The organism is Methylocystis sp. H4A, from assembly GCF_015709545.1.
In the GTDB taxonomy this organism is placed as follows: Bacteria; Pseudomonadota; Alphaproteobacteria; order Rhizobiales; family Beijerinckiaceae; genus Methylocystis; species Methylocystis silviterrae.
The window spans coordinates 509785-528463 of the sequence record NZ_JADNQY010000028.1 but is presented as its reverse complement, the minus strand read 5'-3'; the positions used below and the strand labels follow the sequence as shown (position 1 = coordinate 528463).

Below are 18679 nucleotides of genomic sequence, written 5' to 3'. Positions count from 1 at the left end.
ACGGCGCACTCCGCCGACCGCGGCGACTTTCCGTCAACCAAGGTAAAGAAGCCGTTAAGGCGAGACGGCAAGCGCTATTTCGCGTCACCTCCGGTCGCCGAGAAATCGCGCCGGCGATAGTAGATGAACGGCGCGAATCGCTCCAAGATCACACAACGCCGCGACCCGCGCGTCGCGGCGGCGCCCAAAGCGCCAAGTCTTGATTCAGGCTTTTAAAGATACGTTTTTGATGAGGATTGAAAAATGTCAAATCAGACCGAAATCGGCGTCATCGTGCGGAACCATGTGGCGCATCTGACCGGCGAGCCCGCGCCCAATAAGCTCCAAGGGGTTCTGGTCGGCGTGACCTATAAAGGCGCTCGCTACTATTATCACTTTGGACAGGTGAAACTTTACAGCGGCGCCAGTGACGTTCTGATCAAAGATATTGTGTTCTTTATCGGCTCAAACAGCAAAGTCTTCACCGCGACGTTGTTGGCTCTTGCTGCGACGGCTGCGCAAAATCCTGTCACGCCCTCGACACCCGCGGCGAGCCTTCTACCCTCGAGCGTCGGGATGAACGAACCTTGTGGAGAAATTCTTCTTTGGCATCTCGCGACGCATAGCGCAGGATATCCCGACGGGCCTTGCGGTCCGCCCTACCCCTTCGGGAGCTATCCCTTCTCGTCGATGGGGCAATTCCTAAATGATTTCACGCCCCCCTATGCGCCCGGAAAATACTGGGTCTATAGCAATCAGAGCTTCGCACTGTTGGGGGTTCTGCTCTCGCACGCCTATTCGACAGACGCCACGAGCTCCGGCTGGGACGACTCCTATCAAAACTGGCCGGCGGTTGTGGTCGACAACGTCGCTGCGCCGCTCAACATGCCGAGCACGCAAGTCGATTACGCTAACGTGCTCACACGCGTTGCGCAGGGCTATGTGTTCAGTGACAGAGAGGATCATCCTGTCTTCACCCCTCTTGAGAATTTGCCCGACTGGGGGTTGACCTCGGCGGGTCTTGGCGCGGGCGCCTTGTCATCGACGCTCGAAGACATGTTGACCTTCCTCGAGGCGTCGATCAGCCCGCCGCAAGGGGCCCTCGGGGCGGCGATGGCCGAGACGCAGCAGGCCTATCCCGGATCTGAGGGACTTTCGATGGGTTTCGGCTGGCAATTGTCGAACGACTATCTCGACAAGAACGGCGGTCTTTCTGGGTATCAGACCTATATGGCCTTCGACCCTGTCGCCAAGATCGGCGTTTTCCTGTTCGGCAATACGAGCAGCAAAAGCCCCAACTCCGATCCGGGGAGCGCACTCGATAACGCCGGCAGAAATCTGCTGGGCGCGCTTCGCAACAGCAGCGCGGACCCTTCAAAATTCCCTAAACCGCCACACAACCCCCAGTGTCCCAGTGCAAGCGGCGGCGCATAGCGCGAACGGGCGATCGTAAGCTCCGATCGCTTGCGCCCGCCGCGGCGCCTCTCTACCTATGACGCAGCCCGAGAGAATCGCGGCGCGACGGCTCGGCCCCCAGCGCCGGCTTGCAAGGAGGCGTTGATGCCGAGCTACAAGGCGCCTGTAGACGACACCCTCTTCCTGCTAAATGACGTCTTGAATTTTCAGCGTTTCGGCAATTTGCCAGGCTTCGCGGACGTCACGCCGGACGTCATGTCGCAAATCCTCCTGGAGGCGGGAAAGATCTGCGAGGAGGCGCTCGCGCCGCTCAACCAGATTGGCGACGAAAAGGGCTGCAAGCGCCACGACGACGCCTCCGTCTCCACCCCGCCCGGCTTCAAGGAGGCGCATGACGCTTTCGCTCAAGGCGGCTGGATCAGCCTCGCGGTGCCGGAGGAATATGGCGGACAGGGCCTGCCCTATACGCTGTCGATGGCGATGAACGAGTTCGCCTCCTCGGCGAATATGTCCTTCGCCATGTATCCGGGTCTGACCCAAGGCGCGCTCGCCGCTCTGCTGCGCCATGGCGACGACGCGCAGAAGAAGCTTTATGTGCCCAAGATGGCCGAAGGCCGCTGGTCAGGCACGATGAATCTGACCGAACCGCAATGCGGCACCGATCTTGGACTGCTGACGACCAAGGCGTCGCCGCGCGGCGACGGCTCCTATGCGATCACCGGGCAAAAGATCTTCATCTCCGCCGGCGAGCACGATCTGACCGAAAACATTGTGCATCTCGTGCTCGCGCGCATCGAGGGCGCGCCCGCCGGCGTGAAAGGAATCTCGCTCTTCGTCGTGCCGAAGTTCCTGGTCGACGGCGACGGCGCGCTTGGACCGCGCAACGGCGTCAGCTGCGGCTCCATCGAAGAAAAGATGGGCATCCACGGCAACGCAACCTGCGTGATGAATTACGACGGCGCGCAAGGCTTTCTCGTCGGCGAAGCCAATCGCGGACTGAACGCCATGTTCGTGATGATGAACGAGGCGCGGCTGGGCGTGGCCATGCAAGGTCTCGCCCAGTCCGAGGTCGCCTACCAGAACGCGGCGCAATACGCCAAGGAGCGTCTGCAAGGCCGCGCGCTCTCCGGTCCAAAAGACCCCGGAAAGCCGGCCGACCCGATCATCGTGCATCCCGACGTGCGGCGGATGCTGCTCGAGATGAAGGCCTTCAACGAAGCGGCGCGCGGCTTCGCGCTTTCGGCCGCGCTCGACAGCGACATCGCGCATCGTTCCGACGACGCCGCCTCGCGCCAGGCGGCGGAAGACCGGCTCGGCCTGCTGACGCCCGTGCTTAAGGGCGTGCTCACCGACATCGGCTTCGAAAACACCGTCAAGGCCCAGCAGGTGCTCGGCGGACACGGCTATATTCGCGAATGGGGCATAGAGCAGTTCGTTCGCGATGCGCGCATCAGCATGATCTACGAGGGCGCGAATGGCATCCAGGCGCTCGACCTCGTCGGCCGCAAGCTGCCGCGCGACGGCGGCCGGGCGATCATGGCCTATTTCAAGGACACGGCGGAGTTCTTGAACCCGCTCGCCGCCGACGACGCGATCAAGCCTTTCGCCACGCCGGTGAAGGCGGCGCTCGACGATCTGCAAAAGGCGACGATGTGGCTGATGCAGAACGCCATGGCGAAGCCCGACAACGCCGGCGCCGCTTCTTACGATTATATGCATCTCTTCGGCCGCGTCGCGCTCGGCGTGATGTGGGTGAAGATCGCGCAGGCGGCGATGGCGATAAAGGCGCAAGAGCCTGAGCGGGCCGAGCTGATGGATGCGAAGCTGTTGACCGCGCGCTTCTACATGGAGCGCATGCTGCCGGAAACGAGCCTGCGCCTGACGCGCATTTCAACTGGCGCCGACACGATGATGTCGCTCCCCGAGGAGATGTTTTAAGGGGCGCCCTCCTTCTCCCGCTCGCGGGAGAGGGATGCGCTGGAAAGATTCGATAAGAGGAATTCTTCATGCCCGACGCTTTTATCTATGACGCCGTTCGCACGCCGCGCGGTCGCGGCAAGCCGGATGGTTCGCTGCATGAGGTCTCTTCACTTGGCCTCGCCGTCACGGCGCTGCAGGCGGTCAGGGAACGCAACAAGCTCGAAGGTCCCGAAATCGACGACGTGATCCTCGGCTGCGTCGATCCTGTGGGCGAGGCCGGCGGCGACATCGCCCGCGCCGCGGCGATTTCATCGGGCTACTCCTACAAAGTGCCCGGCGTGCAGATCAACCGCTTCTGCGCGTCCGGATTGGACTCGGTGAATTTCGCCGCCGGCGAAATTATGTCCGGCCAGCATGATCTTGCGATCGGCGGCGGCGTCGAGAGCATGAGCCGGGTTGGCATCGGCGCGTCGGGGGGCGCCTGGCCCGTCGATCCGACGATCGCCATTCCCTCCTACTTCATGCCGCAGGGCGTCTCCGCCGATCTCATCGCGACGAAATACGGCTTCTCGCGCGACGAGGTCGACGCCTATGCCGTCGAATCGCAGAAGCGCGCGGCGAAGGCGTGGGAAGAAGGCCGCTTCAAACATTCGATCGTCCCGGTGAAGGACGTCAACGGCATCACCCTGCTCGACCGCGACGAACATATGCGGCCGGGAACCGACATGCAGTCGCTCGCGGCGCTAAAGCCGTCCTTCGCCTTTTACGCGGAACAGGGCGGCTTCGACGCGGTGGCGATTCAGGCGCATCCCGAAGTCGAGAAATTGAATTACGTGCATCATGCCGGCAATTCGTCAGGCATCGTCGACGGCGCGGCGGCGGTGCTCGTCGGCTCGAAAGAGGCGGGCGAGAGACTCGGACTGAAACCTCGCGTGAAGATTCGCGCCTACGCCAATATCGGCTCGGACCCGGCGCTGATGCTGACCGGCCCTGTCGACGTGACGAAAAAAGTGCTGCATCGCGCCGGCATGACCGTCGACGACATCGACCTCTTTGAGGTGAACGAGGCCTTCGCCGCCGTCGTGCTGCGCTACCTCGAAGCCTTCGAACTCGATCCCGCCAAGGTCAACGTCAATGGCGGCGCGATCGCCATGGGCCATCCGCTCGGCGCGACGGGCGCCATGCTGGTGGGAATCGCGATCGACGAATTGGAGCGCACGGGGAAATCCACCGCGCTCGTGACGCTCTGCATCGGCGCCGGCATGGGCACGGCGACGATCGTCGAGCGGGTGTGATCCTGGCGCGGAGCCGCACGATAATGGAACAAAGAATCTCCCTCATTACGCTCGGCGTGAACGATCTTGCAAAGAGCACGGCCTTTTTTGAACGGCTGGGCTGGCGCCGATCGGTCAAACAGGCGCAGGGCGTCTCGTTTTTCCAGTGCGGCGGCGTCGCCATATCGCTTTATCCCCGATTGAAATTGGCGGCGGACGCCGGAGCGCCGCCCGATGGGCGCGGGTTTAGCGGCGTCACGCTCGCGTACAACACGCGCTCGAAACAGGATGTCGACGCCGTCCTTGCCGAGGCGACATCCGCCGGGGCGACGATTGTAAAGCCGGCGCAAGAAGCATTCTGGGGCGGATATTCGGGTTACTTCCGAGACCTCGACGGACACTTCTGGGAAGTCGCGTGGAACCCAGGCTTCCCTCTCGACGACGCCGGCGCAGTTACGCTGCCGGAATAACGATCCATACGTTCGGTCTCGGCGCCGCAAATCGCTCGTTCAAGGGAGTCTTCGATGAACCTCACAAATTTCCGCTTCGAGACCGATCCCGACGGCGTCGCGCTTGCGACCTGGGACATGCCCGAGCGCACGATGAACGTCATCACGCCCGAAGTGATGGACGAACTGGAGCAGCTCATCGACGCGGTGGTCGCCGCGCCCGACGTCAAAGGCTGCGTGATCGCGTCGGGCAAGACCGCCTTTTCCGGCGGCGCCGATCTTTCCATGCTGCAGCATGGCGCCGCGCAATACGCCAGGGCGCTCAAGGAGCAGGGCGAAGACGCGGCGAACAAGCATTTCTTCGAGTTTTCGCGCCGACTTTCGCTGCTCTACCGCAAGCTGGAAACCTGCGGCAAACCTTTCGCCGTCGCCATTCACGGCGTCTGCCTAGGCGGCGCCTTCGAACTTGCGCTCGCCTGCCACTACCGCGTCATGGCCGACGACGAGAAGACAAAGGTCGGGCTGCCGGAAATCAAGGTCGGGCTCTTTCCGGGCGCCGGCGGCACGCAGCGCGTGTCGCGCATCATGCAGACCGGCGACGCGCTGCAATTCCTGTTCAGGGGCGATCAGATCAAGCCCAGAGCCGCGCTCGGCGCCAAGCTCGTTCATGAAATCGCGCCAAAGTCCGAGATCGTCGAGCGCGCCCGCGCCTTCATCGTCAACGGCGGCAAGGCGCAGGCGCCGTGGGACATAAAGGAGTTCAAGACTCCGTCCGGCAGGGTGTTCTCGCCGACCGGCATGATGATCTGGCCCGCCGCCAACGCCATCTATCGCCGCGAGACCTACGACAATTACCCCGCCGCCAAGGCCATTCTGCACGCCGTCTATGAAGGGCTGCAATTGCCGATGGACCAGGCGCTGACCGTCGAATCGCGCTGGTTCGCGCATATCCTGCGCTCGAAGGAAGCGGCGGCGATGATCCGCTCGCTGTTTCTCTCGAAGAATGAATTGGACAAGGGCGCGCATCGGCCAAAGGACGTCGGCCCCACCAATCTCAAAAAGATTGGCATTATCGGCGCGGGCTTCATGGGCGCGGGCGTCGGCTATATCAGCGCGCTGAACGGCCTCGACGTCGTTCTCATCGATCGCGATCAGGAGAGCGCCGACAAGGGCGTGGCGACGATCGACAAGCTCATCTCGAGTTCTGTCAGCAAGGGCCGCGCGACCGCCGCCGACAAGGATTCGCTGATGGCGCGCGTCGTCGCCACTTCCAATTATGCGGCGCTCAAAGGGTGCGATCTCGTGCTCGAAGCCGTATTCGAGGACCGCGCGGTCAAGGCGGACGTCACCAAGCGCGCGCAGGAGGTTGTGGGCGCCGACGTGATCTTCGCCTCGAACACGTCGACGCTGCCGATCACATCGCTCGCGGAAACCACGCAGAAGCCCGAGAACTTCATCGGCATCCATTTCTTCTCGCCCGTCGAGAAGATGCTGCTCGTCGAAGTGATCATGGGCGAGAAAACGAGCGATCGCGCGCTGGCGAGCGCGCTCGACTTCGTCCGCATCATCAAGAAGACGCCAATCGTCGTCAACGACTCGCGGGGCTTCTTCGCCAATCGCTGCGTGCTCAATTATGTTCGCGAAGGGCAGATCATGCTGGTCGACGGCGTGCCGCCGGCGATGATCGAGAATGTCGCCCGCATGGCCGGCATGCCGGTTGGGCCATTGTCGCTCAACGACGAAGTCGCGCTCGATCTGGGATGGAAAATCCTGCAGGCGACGAAGAAGGACCTCGGCGAAGGCTCCGTCGATCCGGCGCAGGAGCGCGTGCTGCGCTTCATGGTCGAGGAAAACGGCCGGTTCGGCCGCAAGAACGGCAAGGGCTTTTACGACTATCACGCCAATGGAACGAAAAGCCTCTGGCCCGGTCTCTCGGCCCTGGCGCAGAATGAGCTCGATCCCGATACGCTCGACGTCGTGGAAATGAAGCAGCGCCTTCTCGTGACGCAGGCGGTCGAGGCGGCGCGCGCCATGGCGGACGGCGTCGTCACCGATCCGCGTGAGGCCGACGTCGGCTCCATTCTTGGATTCGGCTTCGCGCCCTTCACCGGCGGCGTCATCTCCTACATCGACGGCATGGGCGCGAAGGCGTTCGTCGCGCTGTGCGACACGCTCGCCGCGACATACGGCAAGCGTTTCGAGCCGCCGCAACTACTGCGCGACATGGCGGCGAAGGGCGAAACTTTCTACGGACGCTTCATGCCTCAGAAATTGGCGGCTTAATTACATTCGGCATCACAGCCCTCGTGCTTCGAGACGGTCGCTTCGCGACCTCCTCAGCATGAGGGCTGCTTCATCGAGCATGCAAAAATGCGGAGCTGAGGCCCCTCATCCTGAGAGCCGCCCGCAAGTCGGGTTTTCCCGACTTGCGCATGAGATGTCGATCTCGGGCGCGCCCGAGATCGAAGCCGCGTCTCGAAGGACGAGGGGCCGCCTCTGAACGCACGCTGCGAGGGCGCTTCACCTTTAGGGGACATGACATCCGTAATGCCGACAGGTAAAAGACAGGCTGCGCGTGTAGGTTCGAAACGCGCGCCCGCGCCCGGACCTGGTTGATGCCGATTCTTGTGCTTCCCTTTCCAGTGATCGATCCCGTCGCCGTCAACATCGGGCCCGTGCCGCTGCGGTGGTACGCGCTCGCTTATATCGGCGGCTTCATCTTCGGCTGGCTCGGCTTGCGCGCGCTCGCCGCAAACGACGCGCTCTGGAGGCGCGGCCAACCGCGACCAAGCCGAGAGTCGCTCGATGATCTTCTCGTCTTCGTCGCCTTCGGCGTCGTCATCGGCGGACGACTCGGGCATGTGCTGGTCTATGATCCGGCGTTCTATTTCGCGCATCCGCTGGAAATTTTTCAGACCTGGAAGGGCGGCATGGCCTTTCATGGCGGCCTCGTCGGCGCGATGTTCGGCATGGCCCTTTACGCCCGTCGCAGCGGCGTGCCGCTGCTCACCGTGAGCGACATTTGCGCCACCGTGGCGCCGATCGGACTTTTCTTCGGCCGCCTCGCCAATTTCATCAAGCCCGAGATGTGGGGGCGCGAAACCGACGTTCCCTGGGCGATGGTCTTTCCCGGCGCGGGCGACGTCCCGCGCCATCCCAGCCAGCTTTATGAGGCGGGGCTCGAAGGCGTCGCGCTCGGCCTGCTGTTGTGGCTCGCCGCGCGCCACGGCGCGCTCAAACACCCGGGTCTCGCCACCGGCTTTTTTGGCGTCGGCTATGGGCTGGCGCGCATTTTCTGCGAGTTTTTTCGCGAACCCGATCCGGTTCAGGAAGCGCTGCCCAATGGATTGACCATGGGCATGGTCCTTTCTGCGCCGCTTGTTTTAATTGGCGCGGCGGCGATCATGTTCGCGCTGCGCCCGAGGAGCGCGACGGCATGAGCGCCTTAAAGAGAGAGATCGTCGAGACGATCGCTCATGACGGTCCGATGACGCTCGAGCGATTCATGTCGCTCTGCCTGACGCATCCGCGCTACGGCTATTACATGACGCGCGATCCATTCGGCGCGGGCGGCGATTTCGTCACCGCGCCGGAGATCAGTCAGATGTTCGGCGAATTGCTCGGCGTCTGGGTCACCGAAGCCTGGCGCGCCGCGGGCGCGCCGACTGAGGCGAGGCTCGTCGAGCTCGGACCCGGCCGCGGCACGCTGATGTCGGACGTGCTGCGTGTGACGCCGATCGCGCCCAACTTCTTTTCCGCCGTCAGCGTGCATCTCGTCGAAACCAGTCCGGTTCTGCGCGAAGCGCAGCGCCAGACGCTGGCCAGGGCCGCTAAGCCGGCGCAATGGCATTTGGATTTTGCCGAGACGCCGCCCGGTCCAGCCTTCATCCTCGCCAATGAATTTTTCGACGCCCTGCCCGTCAGGCACTTCGTCAAGACCGCCAGCGGCTGGCGCGAACAACTTGTCGGGCTCGACGCTCAAGGCGAACTCGCCTTCGGACTGTCCGATCAGATCGAGGCGACGCTCAATGTTCCGGCGCGCGAAGGCTCAATCATAGAAGTCAGCGCCGTGAGCCAAAAGCTTATCGGCGACATCGCCACGCGGCTCGTCGCCCAAGGCGGCGCGCTGCTGCTCATTGACTACGGCTATGAGCAGACATCGCTTGGCGAAAGTCTGCAGGCGGTGTCGCGCCACGCCTATGTCGATCCACTCGCTACTCCGGGAAATGCGGATCTGACCGCGCACGTCGATTTCGCGGCTCTGGCGCGCGCCGCACGCGCGCGCGGCGCCAAGGTGATGGGCCCGGTGACGCAAGCGCAATTTCTGCTGCAGCTTGGCATCGAACGCCGCGCCGAGACCTTGTCGAAAAAAGCGACGCCTGAACAGGCGCAGTCGATCATCGACGCTTTCGAACGTCTCACCGGCGTGGACGATGCGCGCCATCAGATGGGCGGACTGTTCAAAGTTATGGCGGTGACCCATCCCGACATGCCCGACCTGCCGGGATTTTTCGTGTAACATCTGACGCAATGACGTTCGAAACGCCTGCGCTGACCGCGCGAAATCTCAACCTGCCCGGCCTGCGCCACGCCTTTTTCACCCGCGGCGGCGGCGTGTCCCAAGGCGTCTACGCCTCACTCAATGGCGGCGTCGGCTCGCGCGACGCGCCGCCGCATGTCGAGGAGAATCGCGCCCGCATGGCGGCGCGTCTCGGAGTGGCGCCCGAGCGCCTGCTGGTGCCGTTCCAGATCCATTCCGCGGAGGCGCGCGCCGTGCGCGAACCGTGGAGCGCTGACGCGCGGCCGCGATGCGACGGCGTAGTGACGGCGGAAGTCTCGCTCGCGCTCGGCGTCACCGGCGCCGACTGCGGCATGTTGCTTTTCGCCGACGCGAAGGCGGCCGTCATCGGCGCCTGTCACGCCGGCTGGAAAGGCGCGCTCGGCGGCGTCATCGAAGCGACCGTCAGAGAGATGGAGGCGCATGGCGCGCGCCGCGCCGACATCCAAGTCGCGCTCGGCCCTGCGATCGGCGCGACGAGCTATGAAGTTGGGCCGGAATTCATCGATCAGTTTCGCGAAGCCGACGCGTCCTTTTCGCGCTTTTTTGCGCCGACGGCGCGCAAAGGCCATGCGACCTTCGATCTGCCAGGCTTCATCGCCTCACGCGTCGAGGCGCTCGACGTGGCCTCTTTCGAAGACCTCGGCGTGGACACTTATGCCGACGAAGCACGCTGTTTCAGCTACCGCCGCAGCGTCCATCGCCGCGAGCCGGATTATGGGCGGCTCGTTTCGGCGATCGCGCTAATCTGATGCATGATTGAATTGAGCGGTACGCGTGAACAGGCGAAGGCCTGACCGGAATCCAGAGTGACGACACGCATCCCGGATTTGCTCTGGTTCCCGATCGCGCACGGGATCACATCCAAGGATCAATCCGCCGATAGGACTACTTCGTCGCGTAGCTGAAGATCATCGAGTGCGGCAGGCCGCGCGGCGGCGCGGGGAACGGCGCGGCGCGGCGCACGGCCGCAAGAGCGGCGGCGTCGAGATCCGGCGCGCCGCTCGGCTGGTGCACAGCCTGATGGGTGAGATTGCCCAACTCATCGATGTAGAAGACAACCGCGCCCCTGCCTATCGCGCCGCTCCCGCGCACGCGCGGCGGAATACGCATATGCGGCATGATGAGGCCGTAGAGGATCGTCAAATAGGTGGTCTTCGCGTGGCCGCCGCCGACCGGCGAGAACTTGCGCGGCGCAGCAAGCTTGTAGTCGGGTATCGGCGCGAGCGCCGCGAGCTGATCGGCGATGGAGTTCGCCTCGCCCTTCTTCACTGACCCCTTTTCGTTCGGGTCGGGCTTTTCCTGCGGCTTCTTTTCGGGCGCGGCCTGCTCGACGATCTCGGCGTCGCTCTTGTCCTCGAGCGGCGTGTCTTTGGTCTCTTCCGGAGCCTTCGCCTTTCCGTCTTCGTCCTCGGCGTCCTTCATGCCCTGAGGCTTGTCGTCCTTGGGCGCGTCCTTCTCCTCCGCGTTCTTCGGCGTCTTGACGTCCTTCTCCTCCGGCGCGTTGACGTCGGACTTGGTCTTGCTCTCGGCCTCGGGGGCGTCGAAAGCCGGCTTTTCGTCTTCCAGCGGCGGCGGAGGCGGCGGCTTCTGCTGCTGTTTTTGCTGCTCCGGCGGTTTCTCTGGCTCGGGCGCAGGAGGCTCTTCCTGCTTCGGCGCGGGCGGTTCGGTGATCACCTCGACGGGAGTTTCCTCGACGATGCGCGGCGCTTCGCGGGCCGAGCGCCAGTCCTCCAAGAGCAGGAACGCGAGGACGCACAGATGCGCCAGCAGGCACAGCAGGAGAAACATGAGGAAGCGCGGGCGCACGACAAGCGCGCGGCGCCGCCGGAGGGCGTCCACGGCCAAGGTCGCGCTAAAGGCGCGTTGTTGGCTGCTGTCGTTCATTGCGATGGAAAGCCGCGCTCCAGCGCCGCCGCTGCTTGCATAATCGATCTGGGTCGGTGATCGGGGGGCGACACTTTAAAGTTATAGCCGCCTTTGGGCAAAAACGCGCCCCCCGCAGAAACATGTCGCGTTTTGCCGCAGTTATCAATGCGCTAAGACCACATATATAAGAAGCATCTAATTTAAGTGGCGCTCGAACGCCGCTCTGGGGGATGCATGAAACGCTTTAGGCCTTTGTCGCGCCGAGGATTTCTCGTCGGCGCGGGCGCAGCGGCGACGATCGGCGCCCCGGCCTTGGGCCAGGGTCATGCGATGCGCCGGATCGCGCCGAACCGGGCGTCGGACGCCTTCACGCCGGACGTCGAACTTGAATTGATCTGCAAGCGCGACAAGACGCCGATTTTGACGGGCAAGCCGACGCGCGTGTGGCGCTACGTCGGCAATCTGATCAAAGGTCCGCCCAATGCGCTGACGGCGCTGCCCGACGCTTACCTCGGCCCCTTGCTGCGGTTCACCAAGGGACAAAAGGTTCGCATTCGGCTTCGCAACGAATTGCCGGAGGAAACCATTACGCATTGGCACGGCCTGCATGTGCCGATGCTGATGGACGGCCATCCGACGGCGGCGATCGATCCGGGCGAAACTTACGTCTACGAATTCGAGATTCGCAATCGCGCCGGGATGTATTTCTATCATCCGCACACCCACGAGAAGACAGCGACGCAGGTCTATCGCGGCCTGGCGGGCGCCATCATCGTCGAGGACGAGGAAGAACGCGCGCTCGGACTGCCGTCCGGCGAATTCGAAATTCCGCTCGTCATTCAGGATCGCTCCTTCGACGGCGACAATCAGCTCGCCTATGGCGACGACATGCATACGAGCATGTTCGGTTTTTATGGCGACCGCGTGCTCGTCAATGGACGACGCAATTTGACGCTCGACGTCGCGAGCCGCGCTTATCGTCTGCGGATCCTCAACGGCTCGAATGCGCGCATCTACAAGCTGTGCTGGGACGACCGGACTCCGCTGACCGTGATCGGCGTCGACGGCGGTCTATTGGAGAAGGCGGAGACGCGGCCCTATGTGATGCTCGCGCCCGCCGAGCGCGTCGATCTCCTCGTCGATTTCAGCGGGCGCCCGCAAGGCGCGAAGCTGACGATGCTGAGCGGAGAATTCTACGGACTGATTCCGCCGATGGCGCAGCGCATGATGGGAAGCGATCTCGCCATGGGGGAAGAATTCCCCCTGTTTGCGGCGAGCGTGACGAAAGCTTCAAACGACACGTGGAAGCTGCCGGAAAAGCTCTCGACGATACGGCGTATCCGCAAGGAAGAGACCGCCAATCCCGGCGATCCGATTCCGATCGCCATCACTATGGACCATATGGCGATGTTCCTGAACGGCCGGCCCTACGGCCACGACGACATCCAGCCGCGCGAACGCATTCCCGTCGACACGACGCAGCTCATCGAAATTTTCCATGAGCACGGCGAGATGGGCATGGGCGGGATGGGCATGGGCGGGATGCAAGGTCGCGGCATGATGGGCGGCGGCATGATGCGTGGCCGAATGGGCGGCATGGGCATGGGCATGATGGGCGGCATGGGCATGATGGGAATGATGTCGATGGCGCATCCCATCCATCTACACGGCCAGCCCTTCGAGATTGTCGAGCGCCGCTTTGAAGGCGACGAGGACGCCTACGCCTCGATCCGCGACGGCTTCATCGACAGCGGCCTAAAAGACACCGTGCTCGTCACGCCCGGCGAGCGCCTGCGAATCATCAAGCCGTTCGGCGATTTCAAAGGCCGCTTCATGTATCACTGCCACAATCTCGAACATGAGGACGCGGGCATGATGCGCGAGTTCTCGGTGGAGTAGAGCGGCTTAAGACGCGCGGCCGCGAAGCGCATTCTCAAATCCAGAAGCCGTCTATCTAACTCAATCTTAAAAGCTGTCTATTCAAACGCACTCCCGGTCGGGCCTTTGGCCCGCCGGGAGCGATGTTACGCCGACTAATGCTGCATGCCGCCCATGCCGCCGCCTGAATGCGACATGCCGCCCATCATGCCGCCGCCCATGCCGCCCATCATGTCGCCCATCATGTCGCCCATGGACATGCCGACCTTCATGATGCCGCTCAGCGTCTCATTTGCGGTCTTCTTCTGCTCATCGCTCAAACTGGTGAAGAGAGACTCGATCGCAGCCTTCTGCGCGCGCACCGCCTCGAGATGGTCGACCATGTGGTTCTCCATCATCGTGAGCTTATTCAACACTTCCGGTTTTGAATGGTCCATGCGCATATCGGCGGCGTCGCATTTTTGCTTCGCCTTGTGCCCCGCCGCGCGCCACGCCTCGGCGAAGGCGTTCCATGCGCCGGTTTGCACGTCGGTCAGTTTCAACTCGGCCTTGAGATAGGCGAGGCGTCCCTCAAGATGATCGGCGAAGCCGCAGACCATTTTGTTCATCATCCCGCCGCCGGAATGCGACATGCCGCTCATGCCGTCGCCGCCCTTGCCGCCGTCCTTGCCGCCGCCGTGGCTCATGCCCGACATGCCCCCCATCATGCCGCCCATCATGCCGCCCATGCCGCCGCCTTGGCCCATGCCCGACATGCCGCCGTGATGGCCTGCATGACCTTCGTCGGCCTTGCCCGCTTCGCTCTTCTGCTCTTCGGCTTTGCCGGTTTCAGCGCCGCCTGATTGCGCCTTGCCGGGGTCCGCCCATTGCGCCGGGGCGGCGGCGCCGCCGCGCTCCATGGCGCCATGGTCCATCTTGCCGTGCTCCATCTTGCTGTGGTCCATGCCGCCGTGTTCGGCGCCGCCCTGCTGCGCCTGCGCCACCGAGACTCCAGCTGCGAGGAGCAAAGCGGCGGCGCTCGCCGCAAGCAATTTTCCGCGCGATGTTTGTTTTCGCGTCGTCATGGCGCCCTCCCTTGAAATGTTTGTCGCGATCGCTCCTGTCGTCGCTGGCGCGACGAATCATTGGTGGAGCTTCGCGCATGTTGAGCGCCTAACCGAGCATCAGGCACCGTTGAACGTCTGCAACTTTGTCACAGATCAAGCCGTGAGGCGATGGGCGAATCGTCACGCAGTCGTATGAATTTTGAAAGCGATCTTTGCTTTTGAACAGATTCCGCGACGCAAAAGCCAATAGGCGCAAGCCCAACGCCCGTCTTTCGCTCGGCCACGTCGGTTGCGCAACGCGCGCGAGGTTCGATGTCGCAAATTCGTCGCGCCAACTTGCTCTTCTTCGCACAAGCGAAAAACCGCCGCTGCGTTGCGGCGCAAAAGCTTACGCGGCCTTCTTCTTCTCCGCGATCTCGACGAGCGCGCGCAGAATTCGGCGCGTGCCGGCGAGGCGCTGTTTCGTGTTCTCGAATTCGCGGATAAACACCACGCGCATGTCGGGACGCACCTTGGCGCTTGTCCGCTGCTCCGCGACATAACGCACGAGCCCCGCCGGGTTTGCGAATTTGTCTTCGCGGAACGCGACGATGACGCCCTTGGGGCCGGCGTCGATCTTCTCGACATGCGCCCGCCGGCAGAGCGCCTTGATGGCGACGATCTCGAGCAACTGCTCCACTTCCGGCGGGATCGGGCCGAAGCGGTCGATCATTTCGGCGGCGAACGCTTCGATGTCTTGATCCGTTTCGAGCGTCGACAGACGACGATAGAGCTGCAGGCGCAGCGTGAGGTCGGCGACATAGTCTTCCGGTATCGTCACCGGCGCGCCGATCGCGATCGTCGGCGACCAGGCTTCCTCCTGCGGCTCCTCGATTCCAGCCTTCAGCAGCGTGATCGCGTCGGCGAGCATCTGCTGATACAGCTCATAGCCCACCTCCCTGATATGTCCCGACTGCTCGTCGCCAAGCAGATTGCCGGCGCCGCGAATGTCGAGATCGTGACTGGCGAGTTGGAAGCCCGCGCCAAGCGTATCGAGCGACTGCAGCACGTCCAGACGCTTTTGCGCCTGAGGCGTGATCGTGCGGTTGGCGGGGGTCGTGAACAGCGCGTAGGCGCGCAATTTGGCGCGGCCGACGCGGCCACGCAGCTGATAGAGCTGCGCCAGGCCGAACATATCGGCGCGCCAGACGATCAGCGTATTGGCGCGCGGGATGTCCAGGCCCGACTCAACGATCGTCGTCGACAGCAGAATGTCGAATTTGCCGTCGCAGAACGCCGACATCTTGTCTTCGAGTTCGCTCGCGCTCATCTGCCCATGCGCCAAGACGAATTTCGACTCAGGCACGTTTTCGCGCAGAAACGCCGCAGCCTCTTCGAGGTCCTCGATGCGCGGACAGACGAAGAAGGCCTGGCCGCCGCGATAGCGCTCGCGCAGCAGCGCTTCGCGCACGATGAGCGAATCGAAGGGCGAGACGAAGCTGCGCACCGCCAGCCGGTCAACCGGCGGCGTGGCGATGATCGAAAGCTCGCGCACGCCCGTCATCGCGAGCTGCAGCGTGCGCGGTATCGGCGTCGCCGAGAGCGTCAGAACATGCACCTCGGCGCGCAATTCCTTCAGCCGCTCCTTATGGCCGACGCCGAAATGCTGCTCCTCGTCGATGATGACGAGTCCAAGATCCTTGAAGCTCACCGTCTTGCCGAGCACGGCATGCGTGCCGATCAAGATTTCGATTCGGCCGTCGGCGAGGTCTTTCTTCGTCTCGCGCGCTTCCGCGGCGCCGACCATCCGCGACAATCGTCCGATGCGCACCGGCAGGCCCGCAAAACGCTCGCTGAACGTCTTGTAATGCTGGCGCGCAAGCAAGGTGGTGGGCGCGACGACGGCCACCTGACTGCCATTGATGGCGGCGCAGAAAGCGGCGCGCAGCGCGACCTCGGTCTTGCCAAAGCCAACGTCGCCGCAAACCAGTCGATCCATCGGCCGGCCGGCGGCGAGATCGTCGAGCGTCGCGTCGATGGCGGCGAGCTGATCCTCGGTTTCGTCATAAGGAAAGCGCGCGCAGAATTCGTCGTAGAGTCCTTCCGGCGGAACGAGTTTCGGCGCCTCGCGCAGCTGCCGCTGCGCCGCAATCTCGATGAGCCCTTTCGCCATTTCGCGGATGCGATTCTTCATCCGCGACTTGCGCGACTGCCAGCCGGCGCCGCCTAGGCGATCGAGCTGCGCTTCGGCGTCCTCGCCGCCATAGCGCGTCAACAGCTCGATATTTTCGACCGGCAGATAGAGCTTGTCGCCGCCAGCGTAGTGGAGTTCGAGGCAATCATGCGGCGCCCCGGCGGCGGAGATCGTCTCGAGGCCGATGAAACGGCCGATGCCGTGATCGACATGCACGACGAGATCGCCGGCGGCGAGCGCGGCGACTTCGCCGAGGAGATTTTCGTTGGGCTTGCGTTTGCGGCGGCGACGAACGAAGCGATCGCCAAGAATGTCCTGCTCGCCCAGAACCGCGTAGGCATCCGTCTCGAAGCCGCGTTCGATCCCGAGAACGGCTATCGAGACGGCCTTCGACAACGCCTGTGGAAGCGACGCGACACGCGGCAAGTCGGGCAAGCCGTGTTCCGCGAGCACATGGCCGAGCCGCTCACAGGAGCCCTCGGACCAGCCGGTGACGATGACCGTTCTGCCCGCGTCGCGCAGCGACTCGACATGGTCCGCGGCCGCCTGGAACACATTGACGTCGGGCGTGTTGCGCTCGGGCGCAAAGTCGCGGCCGGGGCGCGCGCCGCAGTCGATGGCTTTCTCGCCCTCATGCGCCGCAAAAGGAGAGAATTGCGCCGCCGAGCGTCCCTCGATGGCCGCGCGCCAATCGTCAAGCGACAGATAGAGCGCGCGCGGTTCTAGCGGCTTATAGTTTGAGGCGGCGGGATCGAGATCATGCGCATGTTTGCGCGCGTCGTAATAATCCTCGATCTGCTTGACGCGCTCCGCAGCCGCATCCTCGACCAGCGGATCGAGCACGACAGGCGCCTCGCCCAGATAGTCGAAGAGCGTATCCATCCGCTCGTAGAAGAGCGGCAGCCAATGCTCCATGCCGTGGAAGCGCCGGCCTTCGCTGACAGCCTCATAAAGGGCGTCGCCGCGCGTCTGCCCGCCAAAGCGCGCGGCGTAGGACTGCCGGAAGCGGCGCATCGTCTCGCTCGTCAGCCGCAATTCGCTCATGGGCATCAGGTCGAGCGAACGGAGCTGCCCCGTGGCGCGTTGCGTTTCGGGATCGAACGAGCGGATCGATTCGAGCGTTTCGCCAAAGAAATCGAGACGGATCGGAGCCGGCAGCCCCGGCGGATAAAGATCGACAATGCCGCCGCGTTGCGCATATTCCCCGGTCTCGCGCACCGTGCTGGCGCGCAGATAGCCGTTCGACTCGAGCCAAAGCGCCAATTCGTCGAGCTTCACGACATTGCCGGGCGCGGCGGCGAAGCTTTCGGCGGCCACCATCTTCTGCGGCGGAACGCGCTGCAACAGGCAGTCGACGGTCGTCGTGACGACGCGCGGACGTTCGAATGAGGATTTTGCGCGCGTGAGACGCGAAAGCGCCGTCATTCGCCGCGCCACGACGCCGGCGTGCGGCGAGACTCGATCGTAGGGCTGGCAGTCCCATCCCGGAATGTCGAGGATTTCGACGTCGGGATTGGCGAAACGCAGGGCGGTGCGAAAGGCCGCCGACCGCGCGCCGTCGCGCGCGACATGCACGAAGACCGCCGCATGTCCTTCCGCCTCGCGCGCGAGCGCGCGCGCAAGATCGGCGCTGACGAAAGCGTCGAAGCCGTCCGGCGCATGGGCGAAAATCAGCCTTTCGCCTTTGACGAGGCCGGTGCGCGCCGCTTGAAGTCCCGCCGCCGCTTTCTTGAGCTTTGTCGCGGCAGCGCTCAATGGATCGGCCCGTCATGTGTGTGAAAGGCGATGATCTGCCGCAGAAGCGGCGTGTCATGCTCGGCTGGAGGCTGTTCAGCCCCAGACAGCCACCCGAACACCGCGGCGTCGGGCAGGTCGAGCAGAGTCTCGAGTTCGTCCAACGCCTGCGCGGGAAGCGTCTCGACGCGCGCGTCGACGAAGCCTCCCAACAGGATGTCCATCTCGCGCATGCCTCGCCGCCAGGCGCGCACCCGGATGCGCCGCCTGCGCATGTCGTCGTCCAACGTCTGTCTCCTTATATGGCGCGAGGCTTAATGCAGGCGCAAAGGAAAGGCAAAGGAAGGTCAGGGAAAGACGCCGAGCAGCGGGGCGCGCACAGG

General features: G+C 63.5%; 13 protein-coding genes. 9 read left to right on the top strand and 4 right to left on the bottom strand.

Annotated features, from left to right (window positions below; translation table 11 throughout):
- Positions 1-243: 243 nt before the first annotated feature.
- From IYW40_RS19155 to pgeF, 8 genes are all read left to right on the top strand, one after another.
- The gene (locus tag IYW40_RS19155) at positions 244-1413 is read left to right on the top strand and encodes a serine hydrolase domain-containing protein (protein ID WP_196401833.1); all 1170 of its coding nucleotides are present in this window, start codon (positions 244-246) and stop codon (positions 1411-1413) included.
- 126 nt (positions 1414-1539) lie between these two features.
- Positions 1540-3333, top strand: coding sequence for an acyl-CoA dehydrogenase C-terminal domain-containing protein (locus IYW40_RS19150; protein ID WP_196401832.1), 1794 nt, complete (start codon positions 1540-1542; stop codon positions 3331-3333).
- 68 nt (positions 3334-3401) lie between these two features.
- Positions 3402-4610, top strand: a complete 1209-nt coding sequence (locus IYW40_RS19145) for an acetyl-CoA C-acetyltransferase (protein ID WP_196401831.1) — start codon at positions 3402-3404, stop codon at positions 4608-4610.
- A 23-nt stretch (positions 4611-4633) separates the two neighbouring features.
- A complete protein-coding gene (locus IYW40_RS19140) occupies positions 4634-5059 on the top strand; it encodes a VOC family protein (protein ID WP_196401830.1) in 426 nt (141 codons plus the stop codon).
- A 54-nt stretch (positions 5060-5113) separates the two neighbouring features.
- Entirely contained in the window at positions 5114-7321 is a 2208-nt protein-coding gene (locus tag IYW40_RS19135; RefSeq protein WP_196401829.1) for a 3-hydroxyacyl-CoA dehydrogenase NAD-binding domain-containing protein, read from the top strand.
- Between the two features lie 332 nt (positions 7322-7653).
- Complete coding sequence (gene lgt, locus IYW40_RS19130) at positions 7654-8478, top strand: prolipoprotein diacylglyceryl transferase (protein WP_196401828.1); 825 nt, start codon at positions 7654-7656, stop codon at positions 8476-8478.
- Entirely contained in the window at positions 8475-9557 is a 1083-nt protein-coding gene (locus IYW40_RS19125; protein ID WP_196401827.1) for a class I SAM-dependent methyltransferase, read from the top strand. The genes lgt and IYW40_RS19125 overlap by 4 nt, the downstream gene beginning before the upstream one ends.
- Positions 9558-9568: 11 nt before the next feature.
- On the top strand, positions 9569-10348 hold the full coding sequence (pgeF, locus tag IYW40_RS19120) for a peptidoglycan editing factor PgeF (protein ID WP_196401826.1): 780 nt from the start codon (positions 9569-9571) through the stop codon (positions 10346-10348).
- A gap of 136 nt (positions 10349-10484) precedes the next feature.
- Here pgeF and IYW40_RS19115 read toward each other — a convergent pair whose 3' ends face one another.
- Positions 10485-11483, bottom strand: coding sequence for a TonB family protein (locus IYW40_RS19115; RefSeq protein ID WP_196401825.1), 999 nt, complete (start codon positions 11481-11483; stop codon positions 10485-10487).
- Positions 11484-11699: 216 nt separating this feature from the next.
- On the opposite strand from IYW40_RS19115, the gene IYW40_RS19110 reads away from it, so the two are divergent.
- Positions 11700-13364 carry a multicopper oxidase family protein gene (locus tag IYW40_RS19110; RefSeq protein ID WP_196401824.1) on the top strand — a complete coding sequence of 555 codons (1665 nt, stop codon included), beginning with the start codon at positions 11700-11702 and terminating at the stop codon, positions 13362-13364.
- A gap of 134 nt (positions 13365-13498) precedes the next feature.
- Here the strand turns inward: IYW40_RS19110 and IYW40_RS19105 are convergent, their stop codons facing one another.
- The 3 genes from IYW40_RS19105 to IYW40_RS19095 all read right to left on the bottom strand — a co-directional run bounded on the left by IYW40_RS19105 (position 13499) and on the right by IYW40_RS19095 (position 18583).
- The gene (locus tag IYW40_RS19105; protein ID WP_196401823.1) at positions 13499-14407 is read right to left on the bottom strand and encodes a Spy/CpxP family protein refolding chaperone; all 909 of its coding nucleotides are present in this window, start codon (positions 14405-14407) and stop codon (positions 13499-13501) included.
- A 370-nt stretch (positions 14408-14777) separates the two neighbouring features.
- Entirely contained in the window at positions 14778-18317 is a 3540-nt protein-coding gene (gene mfd / locus IYW40_RS19100) for a transcription-repair coupling factor (protein WP_196401822.1), read from the bottom strand.
- Positions 18314-18583, bottom strand: coding sequence for a succinate dehydrogenase assembly factor 2 (locus IYW40_RS19095; protein WP_246720915.1), 270 nt, complete (start codon positions 18581-18583; stop codon positions 18314-18316). Before IYW40_RS19095 ends, mfd begins: the two co-directional genes overlap by 4 nt.
- Positions 18584-18679: the final 96 nt, after the last annotated feature.

Bases quoted from the DNA above. Each gene is read 5' to 3' on its own strand.
- IYW40_RS19155 (WP_196401833.1), top strand. From the start codon at position 244: ATGTCAAATCAGACCGAAATCGGCGTCATCGTGCGGAACCATGTGGCG.
- IYW40_RS19150 (WP_196401832.1), top strand. From the start codon at position 1,540: ATGCCGAGCTACAAGGCGCCTGTAGACGACACCCTCTTCCTGCTAAAT.
- IYW40_RS19145 (WP_196401831.1), top strand. From the start codon at position 3,402: ATGCCCGACGCTTTTATCTATGACGCCGTTCGCACGCCGCGCGGTCGC.
- IYW40_RS19140 (WP_196401830.1), top strand. From the start codon at position 4,634: ATGGAACAAAGAATCTCCCTCATTACGCTCGGCGTGAACGATCTTGCA.
- IYW40_RS19135 (WP_196401829.1), top strand. From the start codon at position 5,114: ATGAACCTCACAAATTTCCGCTTCGAGACCGATCCCGACGGCGTCGCG.
- lgt (WP_196401828.1), top strand. From the start codon at position 7,654: ATGCCGATTCTTGTGCTTCCCTTTCCAGTGATCGATCCCGTCGCCGTC.
- IYW40_RS19125 (WP_196401827.1), top strand. From the start codon at position 8,475: ATGAGCGCCTTAAAGAGAGAGATCGTCGAGACGATCGCTCATGACGGT.
- pgeF (WP_196401826.1), top strand. From the start codon at position 9,569: ATGACGTTCGAAACGCCTGCGCTGACCGCGCGAAATCTCAACCTGCCC.
- IYW40_RS19115 (WP_196401825.1), bottom strand. From the start codon at position 11,483: ATGAACGACAGCAGCCAACAACGCGCCTTTAGCGCGACCTTGGCCGTG.
- IYW40_RS19110 (WP_196401824.1), top strand. From the start codon at position 11,700: ATGAAACGCTTTAGGCCTTTGTCGCGCCGAGGATTTCTCGTCGGCGCG.
- IYW40_RS19105 (WP_196401823.1), bottom strand. From the start codon at position 14,407: ATGACGACGCGAAAACAAACATCGCGCGGAAAATTGCTTGCGGCGAGC.